The 14,476-nt window shown below is 64.9% G+C and carries 15 protein-coding genes; 1 reads left to right on the top strand and 14 read right to left on the bottom strand.

Annotated elements, in window-relative coordinates; translation table 11 throughout:
- Nucleotide 1: 1 nt before the first annotated feature.
- The 12 genes from rpsC to rpsL all read right to left on the bottom strand — a co-directional run bounded on the left by rpsC (nucleotide 2) and on the right by rpsL (nucleotide 9,009).
- Nucleotides 2-892 (bottom strand): 30S ribosomal protein S3, encoded by an 891-nt coding sequence (gene rpsC / locus P7V53_RS02250; RefSeq protein ID WP_280153850.1) that lies wholly within the window; start codon nucleotides 890-892, stop codon nucleotides 2-4.
- A 9-nt stretch (nucleotides 893-901) separates the two neighbouring features.
- Nucleotides 902-1,234, bottom strand: coding sequence for a 50S ribosomal protein L22 (gene rplV, locus P7V53_RS02245; RefSeq protein WP_280153849.1), 333 nt, complete (start codon nucleotides 1,232-1,234; stop codon nucleotides 902-904).
- A 6-nt stretch (nucleotides 1,235-1,240) separates the two neighbouring features.
- Nucleotides 1,241-1,519 carry a 30S ribosomal protein S19 gene (gene rpsS, locus P7V53_RS02240; RefSeq protein WP_280153848.1) on the bottom strand — a complete coding sequence of 93 codons (279 nt, stop codon included), beginning with the start codon at nucleotides 1,517-1,519 and terminating at the stop codon, nucleotides 1,241-1,243.
- A 9-nt stretch (nucleotides 1,520-1,528) separates the two neighbouring features.
- A complete protein-coding gene (rplB, locus tag P7V53_RS02235) occupies nucleotides 1,529-2,353 on the bottom strand; it encodes a 50S ribosomal protein L2 (RefSeq protein ID WP_280153847.1) in 825 nt (274 codons plus the stop codon).
- The gene (gene rplW / locus P7V53_RS02230; RefSeq protein WP_280153846.1) at nucleotides 2,353-2,664 is read right to left on the bottom strand and encodes a 50S ribosomal protein L23; all 312 of its coding nucleotides are present in this window, start codon (nucleotides 2,662-2,664) and stop codon (nucleotides 2,353-2,355) included. Before rplW ends, rplB begins: the two co-directional genes overlap by 1 nt.
- Entirely contained in the window at nucleotides 2,661-3,281 is a 621-nt protein-coding gene (rplD, locus tag P7V53_RS02225) for a 50S ribosomal protein L4 (RefSeq protein WP_280153845.1), read from the bottom strand. The genes rplW and rplD overlap by 4 nt, the downstream gene beginning before the upstream one ends.
- Nucleotides 3,281-3,952: a 50S ribosomal protein L3 gene (gene rplC, locus P7V53_RS02220; RefSeq protein WP_280153844.1), complete on the bottom strand. Its 672-nt coding sequence runs from the start codon at nucleotides 3,950-3,952 to the stop codon at nucleotides 3,281-3,283. Before rplC ends, rplD begins: the two co-directional genes overlap by 1 nt.
- A 150-nt stretch (nucleotides 3,953-4,102) precedes the next feature.
- Nucleotides 4,103-4,414 carry a 30S ribosomal protein S10 gene (gene rpsJ / locus P7V53_RS02215; RefSeq protein ID WP_019561663.1) on the bottom strand — a complete coding sequence of 104 codons (312 nt, stop codon included), beginning with the start codon at nucleotides 4,412-4,414 and terminating at the stop codon, nucleotides 4,103-4,105.
- A 100-nt stretch (nucleotides 4,415-4,514) separates the two neighbouring features.
- Nucleotides 4,515-5,705 carry an elongation factor Tu gene (gene tuf, locus P7V53_RS02210; protein ID WP_280153843.1) on the bottom strand — a complete coding sequence of 397 codons (1,191 nt, stop codon included), beginning with the start codon at nucleotides 5,703-5,705 and terminating at the stop codon, nucleotides 4,515-4,517.
- 123 nt (nucleotides 5,706-5,828) lie between these two features.
- The gene (fusA, locus tag P7V53_RS02205) at nucleotides 5,829-7,931 is read right to left on the bottom strand and encodes an elongation factor G (RefSeq protein WP_280153842.1); all 2,103 of its coding nucleotides are present in this window, start codon (nucleotides 7,929-7,931) and stop codon (nucleotides 5,829-5,831) included.
- A 79-nt stretch (nucleotides 7,932-8,010) separates the two neighbouring features.
- Nucleotides 8,011-8,481: a 30S ribosomal protein S7 gene (gene rpsG, locus P7V53_RS02200; RefSeq protein ID WP_280153841.1), complete on the bottom strand. Its 471-nt coding sequence runs from the start codon at nucleotides 8,479-8,481 to the stop codon at nucleotides 8,011-8,013.
- Nucleotides 8,482-8,631: 150 nt separating this feature from the next.
- Nucleotides 8,632-9,009 (bottom strand): 30S ribosomal protein S12, encoded by a 378-nt coding sequence (gene rpsL, locus P7V53_RS02195; RefSeq protein ID WP_280153840.1) that lies wholly within the window; start codon nucleotides 9,007-9,009, stop codon nucleotides 8,632-8,634.
- Between the two features lie 200 nt (nucleotides 9,010-9,209).
- On the opposite strand from rpsL, the gene P7V53_RS02190 reads away from it, so the two are divergent.
- Complete coding sequence (locus P7V53_RS02190; protein ID WP_280153839.1) at nucleotides 9,210-9,695, top strand: PIN domain-containing protein; 486 nt, start codon at nucleotides 9,210-9,212, stop codon at nucleotides 9,693-9,695.
- Here P7V53_RS02190 and P7V53_RS02185 read toward each other — a convergent pair.
- On the bottom strand, nucleotides 9,682-10,050 hold the full coding sequence (locus P7V53_RS02185) for a methylglyoxal synthase (protein ID WP_280153838.1): 369 nt from the start codon (nucleotides 10,048-10,050) through the stop codon (nucleotides 9,682-9,684). The genes P7V53_RS02190 and P7V53_RS02185 overlap by 14 nt on opposite strands.
- Before the next feature lie 90 nt (nucleotides 10,051-10,140).
- Nucleotides 10,141-14,361, bottom strand: a complete 4,221-nt coding sequence (gene rpoC / locus P7V53_RS02180) for a DNA-directed RNA polymerase subunit beta' (protein WP_280153837.1) — start codon at nucleotides 14,359-14,361, stop codon at nucleotides 10,141-10,143.
- Nucleotides 14,362-14,476: the final 115 nt, after the last annotated feature.

The raw sequence follows: 14,476 nt of genomic DNA, 5'->3' as shown, positions 1-14,476 counted from the left end.
CTTATTCTCCTTTGCCGGTTCCCGGCGCGGCGACCTTGCGCACGCGCTTGACCGCCGGGCCCTTGGGCGCATCGGCGCCGCCGGCCTCGGCCGGCTTGTCAGCGCCTTCGACCGGTGCACCAGCCTGACGCGGCGCGCGGTCGCCACCACGGCCCGGGGGCGGACCCCGGCGATCGCCGCCGGGACGGTCGCCCGGACGGGCCGGACGGCGTGGACGGCGCTCTTCTTCTTGCGCCGGCGCCTGCACGCCAGGGGCTTCGCCGTGAGCCAGTCGGTCGCCGCGATAGACCCAGCACTTGACGCCGATGACGCCATAGGTGGTCTTGGCTTCCGAGAAGCCGTAGTCGATGTCGGCCTTCAGCGTGTGAAGGGGCACGCGACCTTCGCGATACCACTCGCAGCGGGCGATTTCGATGCCGTTCAGGCGGCCCGACGACATGATCTTGATGCCCTGCGCACCCAGGCGCATCGCGTTCTGCATGGCGCGCTTCATGGCGCGGCGGAACATGATGCGCTTCTCGAGCTGCTGGGTGATGCTGTCGGCGATGAGCTGAGCATCGATCTCGGGCTTGCGCACTTCCTCGATGTTCACGGCCACCGGCACGCCCAAACGGCGCGTCAGCTCGGCCTTCAGGTTCTCGATGTCCTCGCCCTTCTTGCCGATCACGACACCCGGACGGGCCGAGAAGATGGTGATGCGGGCGTTCTTGGCGGGGCGCTCGATGAGGATGCGCGAGACCGCGGCGCTCTTCAGCCGCGTCTTGAGGTAGTCGCGAACCTTCAGGTCTTCGGCCAGCATGCCCGCGAAGTTCTGGTTCGACGCGTACCAGCGCGACGCCCAGTTGCGCGTGACGGGGAGGCGGAAGCCAACCGGATGAATCTTTTGTCCCATGGTCTTCCTTCAGTTCCCGACCGTCACGAAGATGTGGCAGGTCGGCTTGCTGATGCGGTTGCCGCGGCCCTTGGCGCGCGCGGAGAAGCGCTTCAGCGTGGCGCCCTGCTCGACATAGATCGTCTTGACCTTGAGCTCGTCGATGTCGGCACCGTCGTTGTGCTCGGCGTTCGCGATCGCGGACTCCAGAGCCTTCTTGATGATGCCGGCGGCCTTCTTGGGGGTGAACGTCAGGATGTTGATGGCCTGGTCCACCTTCTTGCCGCGGATCATGTCTGCCACCAGCCGACCCTTGTCGGCAGACAGGCGGACACCGCGAACGATTGAACGGGTTTCCATCATCGATCCTTATTTCTTCGCGGCCTTCTTGTCGGCCGGGTGCCCCTTGAACGTGCGCGTGAGCGCAAATTCACCGAGCTTGTGGCCGACCATCTGGTCGGTGACGTACACAGGCACATGCTGCTTGCCGTTGTGGACGGCGATCGTCAACCCGATGAAGTCGGGAAGGATCGTCGAGCGGCGCGACCAGGTCTTGATCGGCTTCTTGTCCTTCACGGCAGCGGCCTTGTCGACCTTGGCCATCAGGTGATGGTCGACGAAGGGACCCTTTTTCAGTGAGCGCGTCATGTCGGCTCCTTACTTCTTGCGACGCGAGACGATGAACGTCTGCGTGCGCTTGTTGTTGCGAGTGCGGTAGCCCTTGGTCATCGTGTTCCAGGGGGACACGGGGACCTGGCCTTCACCGGTGCGGCCTTCGCCACCGCCGTGCGGGTGATCCACGGGGTTCATGGCCACGCCACGAACGGTCGGGCGGATGCCCTTCCAGCGGATCGCACCGGCCTTGCCGTACTGCTGCAGGTTGTGCTCTTCGTTCGACACCTCTCCGATCGTGGCGCGGCAGTCGATATGGATGCGGCGCACCTCACCCGAGCGCAGGCGCAGCTGCGCATAGGTGCCTTCGCGCGCCAGCAGGGTCACCGAGGTGCCGGCCGAGCGGGCGACCTGCGCGCCTTTACCAGGCAACAGCTCGACCGCGTGGATCGTGGAGCCCACGGGGATGTTGCGAATGGGCAGCGTGTTGCCGGCCTTGATCGGCGCCTCGGCGCCGCTCAGCACCGTGGCGCCGACTTCCAGGCCGCGCGGCGCGATGATGTAGCGACGTTCGCCATCCGCGTAGCACACCAGCGCGATGTGGGCCGTGCGGTTCGGGTCGTACTCGATGCGCTCGACCTTCGCCGGAATGCCGTCCTTGTTGCGGACAAAATCGACGACGCGGTAGTGGTGCTTGTGCCCACCGCCCTTGTGGCGCATCGTGATGTGGCCGTTGTTGTTGCGGCCGGCATGCTGGAACTGCGGCTCGAGCAGCGAGGCTTCGGGCTTGCCCTTGTGCAGGTGCTTGTGCACCACCTTCACCACGGCGCGGCGGCCCGGCGAAGTCGGCTTGACTTTGATGACGGCCATTACGCGGCCTCCCCGGAGAAGTTGAGCTCCTGGCCCGGCTTCAGCGCGACATACGCCTTCTTGACGTGGTCGCGGCGACCGATGGAGCGGCCGAAGCGCTTGACCTTGCCCTTTTGCGTGACGGTCTGGACCGAGGCGACCTCCACCTTGAACATCAGCTCAACGGCGGCCTTGATCTCGGGTTTGGTCGCGTCGCGCAGGACCTTGAACAGCACCTGGTTCTGCTTCTCGGCGATCATCGTGGCCTTTTCGGACACGATCGGCGCCACCAGCACCTGGGCCAGGCGGCTCTCATCGAATTTGGTGGTCATGCCAGCATCTCCTTGAGTTGCTCGATCGCACCCTTGGTCACCAGCACCTTCTTGTAGAAGACCAGCGACAGCGGATCGGCGTAGCGCGGCTCCACCACCAGCACGTTGGCGAGGTTGCGCGAAGCAAGCAGCAGGTTGTCGTCGACCTGGTCGGCGATCACCAGCACGGAGTCGAGCCCCATGGACTTGAGCTTCTGCGCCAGCAGCTTGGTCTTGGGCGCATCCACGCTGATCGAATCGACCACGGCGAGGCGTCCTTCACGGGCCAGCTGCGAGAAGATGGCGGCCATGCCGGCGCGGTACATCTTCTTGTTGACCTTCTGCGTGAAATTCTCGTCGGGGCTGTTCGGGAAGATGCGACCGCCCCCGCGCCACAGGGGCGACGAGGTCATGCCCGCGCGGGCGCGGCCCGTGCCCTTTTGACGCCACGGCTTCTTGGTCGAGTGCTTGACCTGCGCGCGGTCGAGCTGGGCACGGGTGCCCTGGCGCGCGTTCGCCTGGAAGGCGACGACGACCTGGTGCACCAGCGCTTCGTTGTAGTCACGGGCAAACACGGTGTCCGGCGCGTCGACCTTGGCCGTCGCCTGACCCTGTTCATTCAGGAGCTCGAGCTGCATCACTGGGCTCCTTTCTTGGCCTTGACCTTGACGGCGGGGCTGACGACCACATGGCCGTTCTTTGCACCCGGCACGGCGCCGCGCACCAGCAGCAGCTGGCGGGCTTCGTCGACTCGCACGATGTCGAGGTTCTGCACGGTCTTGGTGACGTCACCGAGATGGCCCGTCATCTTCTTGCCCGGAAACACGCGGCCCGGGTCCTGCGCCATCGAGATCGAGCCCGGCACGTTATGCGAACGGCTGTTGCCGTGCGACGCGCGCTGCGAGCGGAAGTTGTGGCGCTTGATGGTGCCGGCGTAGCCCTTGCCGATGGAAGTGCCCTGCACGTCCACCAACTGGCCCACGGCGAATGTCGTCACGGGGATCTGGGCGCCGGGCTTGAAGCCGGCGGCCACATCGGCCGCGACACGGAATTCCTTGAGGATCTCCCCGGCCTCGACGCCGGCCTTCGCAAGGTGACCCGCTTCCGGCTTGCTCACGCGCGAGGCCTTGCGCGTTCCGAACGCCACTTGGATGGCGCTGTAGCCGTCGGTCTCTGCGGTCTTGACCTGGGTCACGCGGTTGTTCGACACGTCGAGCACGGTCACGGGAACGGCGTCGCCGTCGTCCGTGAAGATGCGCATCATGCCCACCTTGCGGCCCAGCAATCCGAGGCGATTGCTAAGACTCATGGTTTTTCTCCAGCTCCGAATCGGAGCCTTTGTTTCGAACGCCCAACATCGATTGGCTGGGCTGACTGTGGTGCAAGGCACCCCGTAGGGCACCTTGCGGAAAGCCGGCGATTGTAGCAGATGCGGGTTCCCCCGCAACCGCGCCGGCTCTTACTGCAGCTTGATCTCGACGTCGACGCCCGCCGGCAGGTCCAGCTTCATCAGCGCATCGACCGTCTTGTCGGTCGGGTCGACGATGTCCATCAGGCGCTGATGGGTGCGGATCTCGAACTGATCGCGGCTGGTCTTGTTCACGTGCGGCGAGCGCAGGATGTCGAAGCGCTGCATGCGGGTCGGCAAGGGCACCGGGCCCTTGACGATCGCACCGGTGCGCTTGGCGGTGTCGACGATTTCCAGCGCTGACTGGTCGATCAGCTTGTAGTCAAACGCCTTCAGGCGAATGCGGATCTTTTGCTTTTGCATGACGGTTCCTTAAAGAGCGATGCGGTCCCGAGGCCGCGACATGTGGTGCACCGGACGGCCGGCCCGCCGCCCTTGGACGACGGCCGACCGTGTCATGCATTTACTCCATGATCTTGGCCACGACGCCCGATCCCACGGTGCGGCCGCCTTCGCGGATGGCGAAGCGCAGGCCCTCTTCCATCGCGATCGGGGCGATCAGCTTGACGGTGATGCTGACGTTGTCGCCGGGCATGACCATCTCCTTGTCCTTGGGCAGCTCCACCGCGCCGGTCACGTCCGTGGTGCGGAAGTAGAACTGCGGGCGGTAGTTGTTGAAGAACGGCGTGTGACGCCCGCCTTCTTCCTTGCTCAGCACATAGATCTCGGCCGTGAAGTGCGTGTGCGGCTTGATCGTGCCCGGCTTGCACAGCACCTGGCCGCGCTCGACTTCCTCGCGCTTGGTGCCGCGCAGCAGGATGCCGACGTTGTCGCCCGCCTGACCCTGGTCCAGCAGCTTGCGGAACATCTCCACCCCGGTGCAGGTGGTCTTCTGCGTCGCACGGATGCCGACGATCTCGATTTCCTCGCCGACCTTGATCACGCCGCGCTCGACACGCCCGGTGACCACCGTGCCGCGTCCCGAGATCGAGAACACGTCTTCGACCGGCATCAGGAATGCGCCGTCGATGGCGCGCTCGGGCGTCGGGATGTAGCTGTCCAGCGCCTCGGCCAGCCGCATGATCGCCTGCTCGCCCAGCTCGCCCTTGTCGCCTTCCATCGCCAGCTTGGCGCTGCCCTTGACGATGGGCGTGTCATCGCCCGGGAAGTCGTACTTGCTCAGCAGCTCGCGCACTTCCATCTCCACCAGCTCGAGCAGCTCGGCGTCATCGACCATGTCGCACTTGTTCAGGAACACGATGATGTACTTCACCCCCACCTGGCGCGCCAGCAGGATGTGCTCGCGCGTCTGCGGCATCGGGCCGTCGGCGGCCGAGCACACCAGGATGGCGCCATCCATCTGCGCCGCGCCCGTGATCATGTTCTTGACGTAGTCGGCGTGCCCCGGGCAGTCCACGTGCGCGTAGTGCCGGTTGGCCGTCTCGTACTCGACGTGGGCGGTGTTGATCGTGATGCCGCGCGCCTTTTCTTCCGGCGCCGCGTCGATCTGGTCGTAGGCCTTGGCTTCGCCGCCGAACTTCGCGCTCAGCACCGTCGTGATCGCCGCCGTCAGCGTCGTCTTGCCGTGGTCGACGTGCCCGATCGTGCCCACGTTCACGTGCGGCTTGGTCCGTTCAAATTTGCCTTTTGCCATTTCAGATTCTCCGTATCAAAGAGCAGTCCAGTGTGGTGTTTAAGGTCTCCGGCGAGGTGTTGATTCGTTCGCCACCGGTAGCGAACGGCGCCCCGCCGAAGACCGGCTCGTCTAACTTGTTGATTACTTGCCGCGGGCGGTGATGATGGCGTCAGCGACGTTCTTAGGAGCCTCGCTGTAGTGCTTGAACTCCATCGTGTACGTGGCACGACCCTGCGACATCGAACGCAGCGTCGTGGAATAACCGAACATCTCCGACAGCGGCACTTCCGCCTTGATGATCTTGCCGCCGCCGGGCATGTCGTCCATGCCCTGCACCATGCCACGGCGGGACGACAGGTCGCCCATCACCGAACCGGCGTAGTCTTCCGGCGTTTCGACTTCCACGGCCATCATCGGCTCAAGAATGACCGGGCTGGCCTTGCGGCAGCCTTCCTTGAAGCCCATCGACGCCGCCATCTTGAACGCGTTTTCGTTCGAGTCGACTTCGTGGTACGAACCGAACGTCAGCGTGACCTTGACGTCGACCACCGGGTAGCCGGCCAGCACGCCGTTGGGCAGCGTGTCTTCCACACCCTTCTTGACCGCCGGGATGAATTCGCGCGGCACGACACCGCCCTTGATCGCGTCGACGAACTCGAAGCCCTTGCCCGGCTCCTGCGGCTCGATCGACAGCACGACGTGGCCGTACTGGCCCTTGCCGCCCGACTGGCGAACGAACTTGCCTTCGACGTCGGTCACCGATTTGCGGACCGTCTCGCGATAGGCGACCTGCGGCTTGCCGACGTTCGCTTCCACGCCGAATTCGCGCTTCATGCGGTCGACGATGATCTCGAGGTGCAACTCGCCCATGCCGGAGATGATGGTCTGGCCGGACTCCTCGTCGGTACGCACACGGAAGGACGGATCTTCCTGGGCCAGTCGGCCCAGCGCGATGCCCATCTTCTCCTGATCGGCCTTGGTCTTCGGCTCGACAGCCTGCGAGATCACCGGCTCGGGGAACACCATCTTCTCCAGGGTGATGATGGACTCGGGATCGCACAGCGTCTCGCCGGTCGTCACGTCCTTCAGGCCCACGCAGGCGGCGATGTCGCCGGCCAGGATCTCCTTGATCTCCTCACGCTGGTTGGCGTGCATCTGCAGGATTCGGCCGATCCGCTCCTTCTTGCCGCGGATCGGGTTGTAGACCGAGTCGCCCGACTTCAGCACGCCGGAATAGACGCGAACGAACGTCAGCTGGCCGACGTAGGGGTCGGTCATCAGCTTGAACGCCAGAGCGGCGAACTTCTCGTTGTCGTCGGCCTTGCGCGACGTCTCCTTGTCGTCCTCGTCGGTGCCCGGCACCGGCGGGATGTCGATCGGCGACGGCATGTATTCAATCACCGCGTCGAGCATGCGCTGCACGCCCTTGTTCTTGAACGCGGTGCCGCACAGCATCGGCTGGATCTCGGTGGCGATGGTGCGCGTGCGCAGGCCGAGCTTGATCTCCGCCTCGGTGAGCTCGCCCGACTCGAGGTATTTGTTCATCAGCTCTTCGCTGGCCTCGGCAGCGGCCTCGACCATGTTCTCGCGCCACTTCTGTGCATCGGCCTGAAGCTCCGCGGGGATGTCCTTGTATTCGAACTTCATGCCCTGCGAGGCCTCGTCCCAGATGATCGCCTTCATCTTGATGAGGTCGACGACACCGGTGAAGTTCTCCTCCGCACCGATGGGAATGACCACCGGCACCGGGTTCGCCTTCAGGCGGCTCTTCATCTGCTCGTAGACCTTGAAGAAATTGGCGCCGGTGCGGTCCATCTTGTTGACGAACGCCAGACGGGGCACCTTGTACTTGTTGGCCTGGCGCCAGACGGTCTCCGACTGCGGCTGCACGCCGCCGACCGCGCAATACACCATGCACGCGCCGTCGAGCACTCGCATCGAGCGCTCCACCTCGATGGTGAAGTCGACGTGCCCCGGGGTGTCGATGATGTTGATCCGGTGCTCGGGGAACGACAGGTCCATGCCCTTCCAGAAGCAGGTCGTCGCCGCCGACGTGATCGTGATCCCGCGCTCCTGCTCCTGCTCCATCCAGTCCATGGTCGCAGCGCCGTCGTGCACCTCGCCGATCTTGTGGTTCACACCGGTGTAGTAAAGGATGCGCTCGGTCGTCGTGGTCTTGCCGGCGTCGATGTGAGCCGAGATGCCGATATTGCGGTAGCGCTCGATCGGGGTCTTGCGGGACATGGTGTCACTCCAAATACAGGGGCCGCTCGCGGGCTAGGATTAACCCGAAGAGCGGCCGAAGGGAATCAGTGGATGGTCTTCAGAAGCGGAAGTGCGAGAAGGCCTTGTTGGCCTCGGCCATGCGGTGCACTTCGTCACGCTTCTTCATCGCGCCGCCACGGCCTTCGACTGCCTCGAGCAGCTCATTGGCCAGGCGCTGCGCCATCGACTTCTCGCCACGCTTGCGCGCCGACTCCTTCAGCCAGCGCATGGCCAGGGCCACGCGGCGCACGGGACGAACTTCCACGGGAACTTGGTAGTTCGCACCGCCGACACGGCGTGACTTCACTTCGACCATCGGCTTGATGTTGTTCAGCGCGACGGTAAAGACCTCCAGCGGATCCTTGCCGGACTTCTTCTCCACCTGCTCGAGCGCGCCGTAGATGATGCGCTCGGCGACCGCCTTCTTGCCCGATTCCATGATGACGTTCATGAACTTGGACAGGTCGATGGAACCGAACTTCGGATCGGGCAGGATCTCGCGCTTGGGGACTTCGCGACGACGTGGCATTTCACTCTTCCTTTGTCTTCAGCTGGCTCGGGCCTTCGCCCTTGCCTCGGGCAGCCACCGACTTCTGGGGCCGCCCACTTACTCGGCTTTTGCTGCCGAAACACGCCTCGTCCAGCTTGGCAGCCGACGATGGCAACTCGATGTCTTCTCTTAGGCCTTCTTGGGCCGCTTGGCGCCGTACTTCGAACGCGCCTGCTTGCGGTCCTTGACGCCTTGCAGGTCCAGCGACCCGCGCACGATGTGGTAGCGCACGCCCGGCAGGTCCTTGACCCGGCCGCCGCGCACCAGCACGACGCTGTGCTCCTGCAGGTTGTGGCCTTCGCCGCCGATGTACGAGATGACCTCGAAGCCATTGGTCAGGCGCACCTTGGCGACCTTGCGAAGCGCTGAGTTCGGCTTCTTCGGAGTCGTGGTGTACACGCGGGTACACACGCCGCGGCGCTGGGGGCTGCCCTGCATCGCCGGCGATTTGGACTTCGTGGCCTCGGTCTCGCGACCGTGACGCACGAGTTGGTTGATGGTTGGCATAGGTAACTTGTTCCCGTTTGAAGTCACTTCGTTTCCGGCGAAACGTCGAAGCGCCTCAGTGGGAGGGGAAGGCTCGAAGGCCAGGAGAAGGTCCCTGGTGAGCCGCCCGACAAAGAGCGCAGCAGAATCTGCCGAAAAGCCCTCGATTATATTCGGGTGAACCCCCCGTCGCAATAGAACGTGGCCGCAAAGCCCCTGCAATGCTGTTGCCCGAACCGTCGCCCGCCCATTCCACCGTCCGGACCACGGAAGCTCCGGGCGTGGTCCTCGACACCAATGCCGTGCTGGCATGGCTCGTCTTTCGCGACCCTTTGTGCGCAGCGTGGGCCCGGCGATTCGAGTCCGGTAGTGTGCGCTGGCTCGCCAGTGCCCCAATGCGGGACGAGCTCGCTCATGTCCTGGCCCGCGGGATCGCCGGCGCGCGGCAGCCCGATGTGCGAGCGTTGTGGCAAGCGTGGGAGGGCCACGTCACGCTGGTCGAGCCGGTAGCGCTCTCGGGCACGGCGACCCGCATCCGGTGCACCGACCCCGACGACCAGAAGTTCGTGGATCTCGCCCTGGCGCACCGCAGCCGTTGGCTGGTCAGCCGCGACAAGGCCGTGCTGAAGCTCGCGCGACGTGTACGGCCGCTCGGGCTCGACGTGCTCACCCCCGACGCCTGGGCGTCGTCGTTCAGCGCCGGCTGAGCTCCGCCAGCAGCAGCCGTGCCCCGGCCACGTTGGTGGCGCAGGGGACGTTGTGCACGTCACAGGCACGCACCAATGCGTTGATGTCCGGCTCGTGGGGTTGAGGCGTCATCGGGTCGCGCAGGAAGATGACCGCGTCGATCTGGCCCACCGACAGCCGCGCGCCGATCTGCAGGTCACCGCCCATCGGACCGCTCAGCATGCATTCGACCTCCAGGCCGGCTTCCGCGTGCAGGCGCCCCCCGGTCGTCCCGGTCGCGATCAGGTGGCAGCGCGACAGGAAATCGGCGAACTCCTTGGCCACGAGGACCATGTCGTCCTTCTTGTGGTCGTGGGCGATGAGCGCGATGTTCATGGCGGAATGTTAGGCGCCCGAAGGTACGGCCGCGTTTCAGCCAGAAAAAAGGGCGACCGAAGTCGCCCTTTGCGAACCACCGGTGCCCGATTACTCGGTCGTCTCGCCGCTCGCCGCGTCCACCTGCGCAAGCTGCACGGAAGCCAGCTCCTCGGCCTCCTGCATGGCGATGGCACGGCGCTCGGCATCGTCCATCTCCTCCTTCGCCTTGCGCGCGGCATGGAATGCCATGCCGGTGCCCGCGGGGATCAGGCGCCCGACGATGACGTTTTCCTTCAGGCCACGCAGCTCGTCGCGCTTGCCCATGATGGCGGCCTCGGTGAGCACGCGCGTGGTCTCCTGGAACGACGCCGCGGAGATGAAGCTGTCGGTCGACAGCGACGCCTTGGTGATGCCCAGCAGCACATCGCTGTGCGTGGCGGTCATCTTGCCATCGGCCACCATGCGGTCGTTGGTGTCCAGCAGCTCCGAGCGCTCGACCTGCTCCCCGGCGATGTAGGCGGTGTCGCCCGGGTTGGCGATCTGCACGCGGCGCAGCATCTGGCGAACGATCACCTCGATGTGCTTGTCGTTGATCTTCACGCCCTGCAGACGGTAGACGTCCTGCACCTCGTCGACGATGTAGCGCGCCAGCTCCTCGATGCCCAGCAGGCGCAAGATGTCCTGCGGATCCGCTGGTCCGTCGACGATCAGCTCGCCCTTGTTCACCACCTGGCCTTCGTGCACGAGGATGTTCTTCTCCTTGGGCACGAGCTCTTCGAAGACCTTGCCGTCCGGGTCGGTGATCTGCAGGCGAACCTTGCCCTTGGTCTCCTTGCCGAACGACACCGTGCCGGTGATCTCGGCCAGCGTGCCCTTGTCCTTCGGTGAACGCGCCTCGAACAGCTCGGCCACCCGCGGCAGACCGCCGGTGATGTCGCGGGTCTTCTGGCCTTCGACCGGAATGCGCGCGAGCACCTCGCCCGGGGCGAGGTCCTGGCCGTCGCGGATCTGGATCAGCGCGCCGACCTGGAAGGCGATCGTCACCGAGTGGTCCGTGCCGGGGATCTTCACCTCGTTGCCGGCAGCGTCGAGCAGCTTGACCTGCGGACGCACCACCTTCGCGGCGCCGCGGCGCTTCGGATCGATCACGACCAGCGTGGACAGGCCGGTGACTTCGTCGACCTGCTTGGCGACCGTCACGCCTTCCTCGATGTTCTCGAACTTCGCGCGGCCGGCGAACTCCGTGATGATCGGGCGGGTCAGCGGGTCCCAGGTGGCCAGGATGGTGCCGGCCTTGATGTTCTGGTCGGGCTTGATGGCCAGCAGTGCGCCGTACGGCACCTTGTGACGCTCGCGCTCGCGGCCGTGCTGGTCGGAAATGATGATCTCGCCGGAACGCGAGATCACCACCAGTTCGCCCTTGCCGTTGGTCACGTATCGCATCGTCGGGTTGAAGCCGACATGGCCGTCGCTCTTCGCGTCGACGCTGGAGGCCACCGCCGCACGCGACGCCGCACCACCGATGTGGAAGGTGCGCATGGTGAGCTGCGTGCCCGGCTCGCCGATCGACTGCGCGGCGATAACGCCGACGGCCTCGCCGACATTGACCATGCCGCCGCGGCCCAGGTCGCGGCCGTAGCACTTGGCGCACAGGCCGAAGCGCGTGCCGCAGGTGAGCGCCGTGCGCACCTTCACCTCGTCGACGCCGGCGTTCTCGATCTCGTCGAGTGCGTCTTCGTCGAGCATGGAACCGGCCTGCAGCAGCGTGGCCTGGGTCTCGGGATGCTGGACCTCGATCGCGGTGACGCGGCCGAGGATGCGGTCGCGCAGCGATTCGATGACCTCACCGCCTTCGACGAGGGCGCGCATGTTCATGCCGTTCTGCGTACCGCAATCGTCCTCGGTCACCACCAGATCCTGCGTCACGTCGACCAGGCGGCGCGTCAGGTAGCCGGAGTTCGCGGTCTTCAGCGCCGTGTCCGCCAGGCCCTTGCGAGCGCCGTGGGTGGAGATGAAGTACTGCAGAACGTTCAGGCCTTCGCGGAAGTTCGCGGTGATGGGCGTCTCGATGATCGAGCCGTCCGGCTTGGCCATCAGGCCGCGCATGCCGGCCAGCTGGCGGATCTGCGCCGCGGATCCTCGCGCGCCGGAGTCGGCCATCATGTAGATGGAGTTGAACGACTCCTGCTCGACTTCCTTGCCGTGGCGGTCAGTGGTCTTCTGCTTCGACAGCTGGCTCATCATGACCTTGCCGACTTCATCGCCGGTCTTGCCCCAGATGTCGACCACCTTGTTGTAGCGCTCGCCGGCCGTGACCAGGCCCGAAACGTACTGCTGCTCGATCTCCTTGACTTCCTTCTCGGCGCGCTCGATCAGACCGTGCTTTTCCTTGGGCACCAGCATGTCGTCGATGGCGATCGAGATGCCGGCGCGCGTGGCCAGGCGGAAGCCCGACTGCAGCAGCTTGTCGGCGAACACCACCGTGTCCTTGAGGCCGCACTTGCGGAAGGACGTGTTGATGAGACGCGAGATCTCCTTCTTCTTGAGCGCCTTGTTGATGTTCGAGAACGGCAGGCCCTTGGGCAGGATCTCGGACAGCAGCGCGCGGCCGACGGTGGTGTCGACGAGCTTGGTCTCCGGCTCGAACTCGCCGGTGTCCTTGTTCTTGACGTGCTCGGTCAGCCGCACGCTGATGCGGGCGGTGATCTCCACCTGGCCGTTGTCGAGGGCGCGCTGCACCTCGGCGACGTCGGCGAAGACGATGCCTTCGCCCTTGCCGTTGATTCTCTCGCGGGTGGCGTAGTACAGGCCCAGCACCACGTCCTGCGACGGCACGATCGACGGCTCGCCGTTGGCAGGGAACAGCACGTTGTTGGACGCCAGCATCAGCGTGCGGGCTTCCATCTGCGCTTCGATGGACAGCGGCACGTGCACGGCCATCTGGTCGCCGTCGAAGTCGGCGTTGAACGCAGAGCACACCAGCGGATGCAGCTGGATCGCCTTGCCTTCAATCAGCACCGGCTCGAACGCCTGAATGCCCAGGCGGTGCAGCGTCGGCGCGCGGTTCAGCATCACCGGGTGCTCCTTGATCACTTCCTCAAGGATGTCCCACACCACCGGCGTGCCGGATTCGACTTCCTTCTTCGCCGCCTTGATCGTGGTGGCGATGCCCATCGCCTCCAGGCGCGAGAAGATGAACGGCTTGAACAGCTCGAGCGCCATCAGCTTGGGCAGGCCGCACTGGTGCAGCTTGAGCGTCGGGCCGACCACGATGACCGAACGGCCGGAGTAGTCGACGCGCTTGCCCAGCAGGTTCTGGCGGAAGCGGCCGCTCTTGCCCTTGATCATGTCGGCCAGCGACTTCAGCGCGCGCTTGTTGGCGCCTGTCATGGCCTTGCCGCGGCGGCCATTGTCCAGAAGCGAGTCGACGGCTTCCTGCAGCATGCGCTTCTCGTTGCGCACGATGATCTCCGGCGCCTTCAGCTCCAGCAGCCGCGCGAGGCGGTTGTTGCGGTTGATGACGCGGCGATAGAGGTCGTTCAGGTCCGACGTGGCGAAGCGGCCGCCATCGAGCGGCACGAGCGGACGCAGGTCCGGCGGCAGCACCGGCAGCACGTCCATCACCATCCACTGCGGCTTGATGCCCGACTTCTTGAAGGCTTCCATCACCTTCAGGCGCTTGGAGTTCTTCTTGACCTTGAGCTCCGAGCCGGTCATGTCGCCGCGCAGCTTCTCGATCTCGATGTCGAGATCGATCTCCTCGAGCAGCTTCTTGACGCCCTCGGCGCCCATCAGCGCGATGAACTCGTCACCGTACTCGGTGCGCTTCGCGTCGTAGTCGTCCTCGCTCATGATGCTGAACTTCTTCAGCGGGGTCATGCCGGGATCGACGACGACATACGCTTCGAAGTACAGCACACGCTCGATGTCGCGCAGCGTCATGTCGAGCACCAGGCCCAGGCGCGACGGCAGCGACTTCAGGAACCAGATGTGCGCGCACGGCGCGGCCAGGTCGATGTGGCCCATGCGGTCACGGCGGACCTTGGTCTGCGTCACTTCGACGCCGCACTTCTCGCAGATGACGCCGCGGTGCTTCAGGCGCTTGTACTTGCCGCACAGGCACTCGTAGTCCTTGATCGGGCCGAAGATCTTGGCGCAGAAGAGACCGTCGCGCTCCGGCTTGAAGGTCCGGTAGTTGATGGTCTCGGGCTTCTTCACCTCGCCGAACGACCACGACCGGATCTTTTCCGGTGACGCGAGGCCGATCTTGATGGCATCGAAATGCTCATCAGGGGTGAATTGCTTGAACAGGTCGAGTAGGCCCTTCATTGGGTTCTCCTAGATCCGAAAAAAAACACTGCATTCCCAAGCGGACGCCCGCGGATCCGGCGTTGCCGGGCCGCTGACGTCGCCCCCTTGTGGGCGAGCGAGGAAGTCGCTCCGG

It is taken from the genome of Piscinibacter sp. XHJ-5, from assembly GCF_029855045.1.
Lineage (GTDB): Bacteria > Pseudomonadota > Gammaproteobacteria > Burkholderiales > Burkholderiaceae_C > Albitalea.
This window is presented reverse-complemented; position numbering and strand designations above follow the sequence as displayed.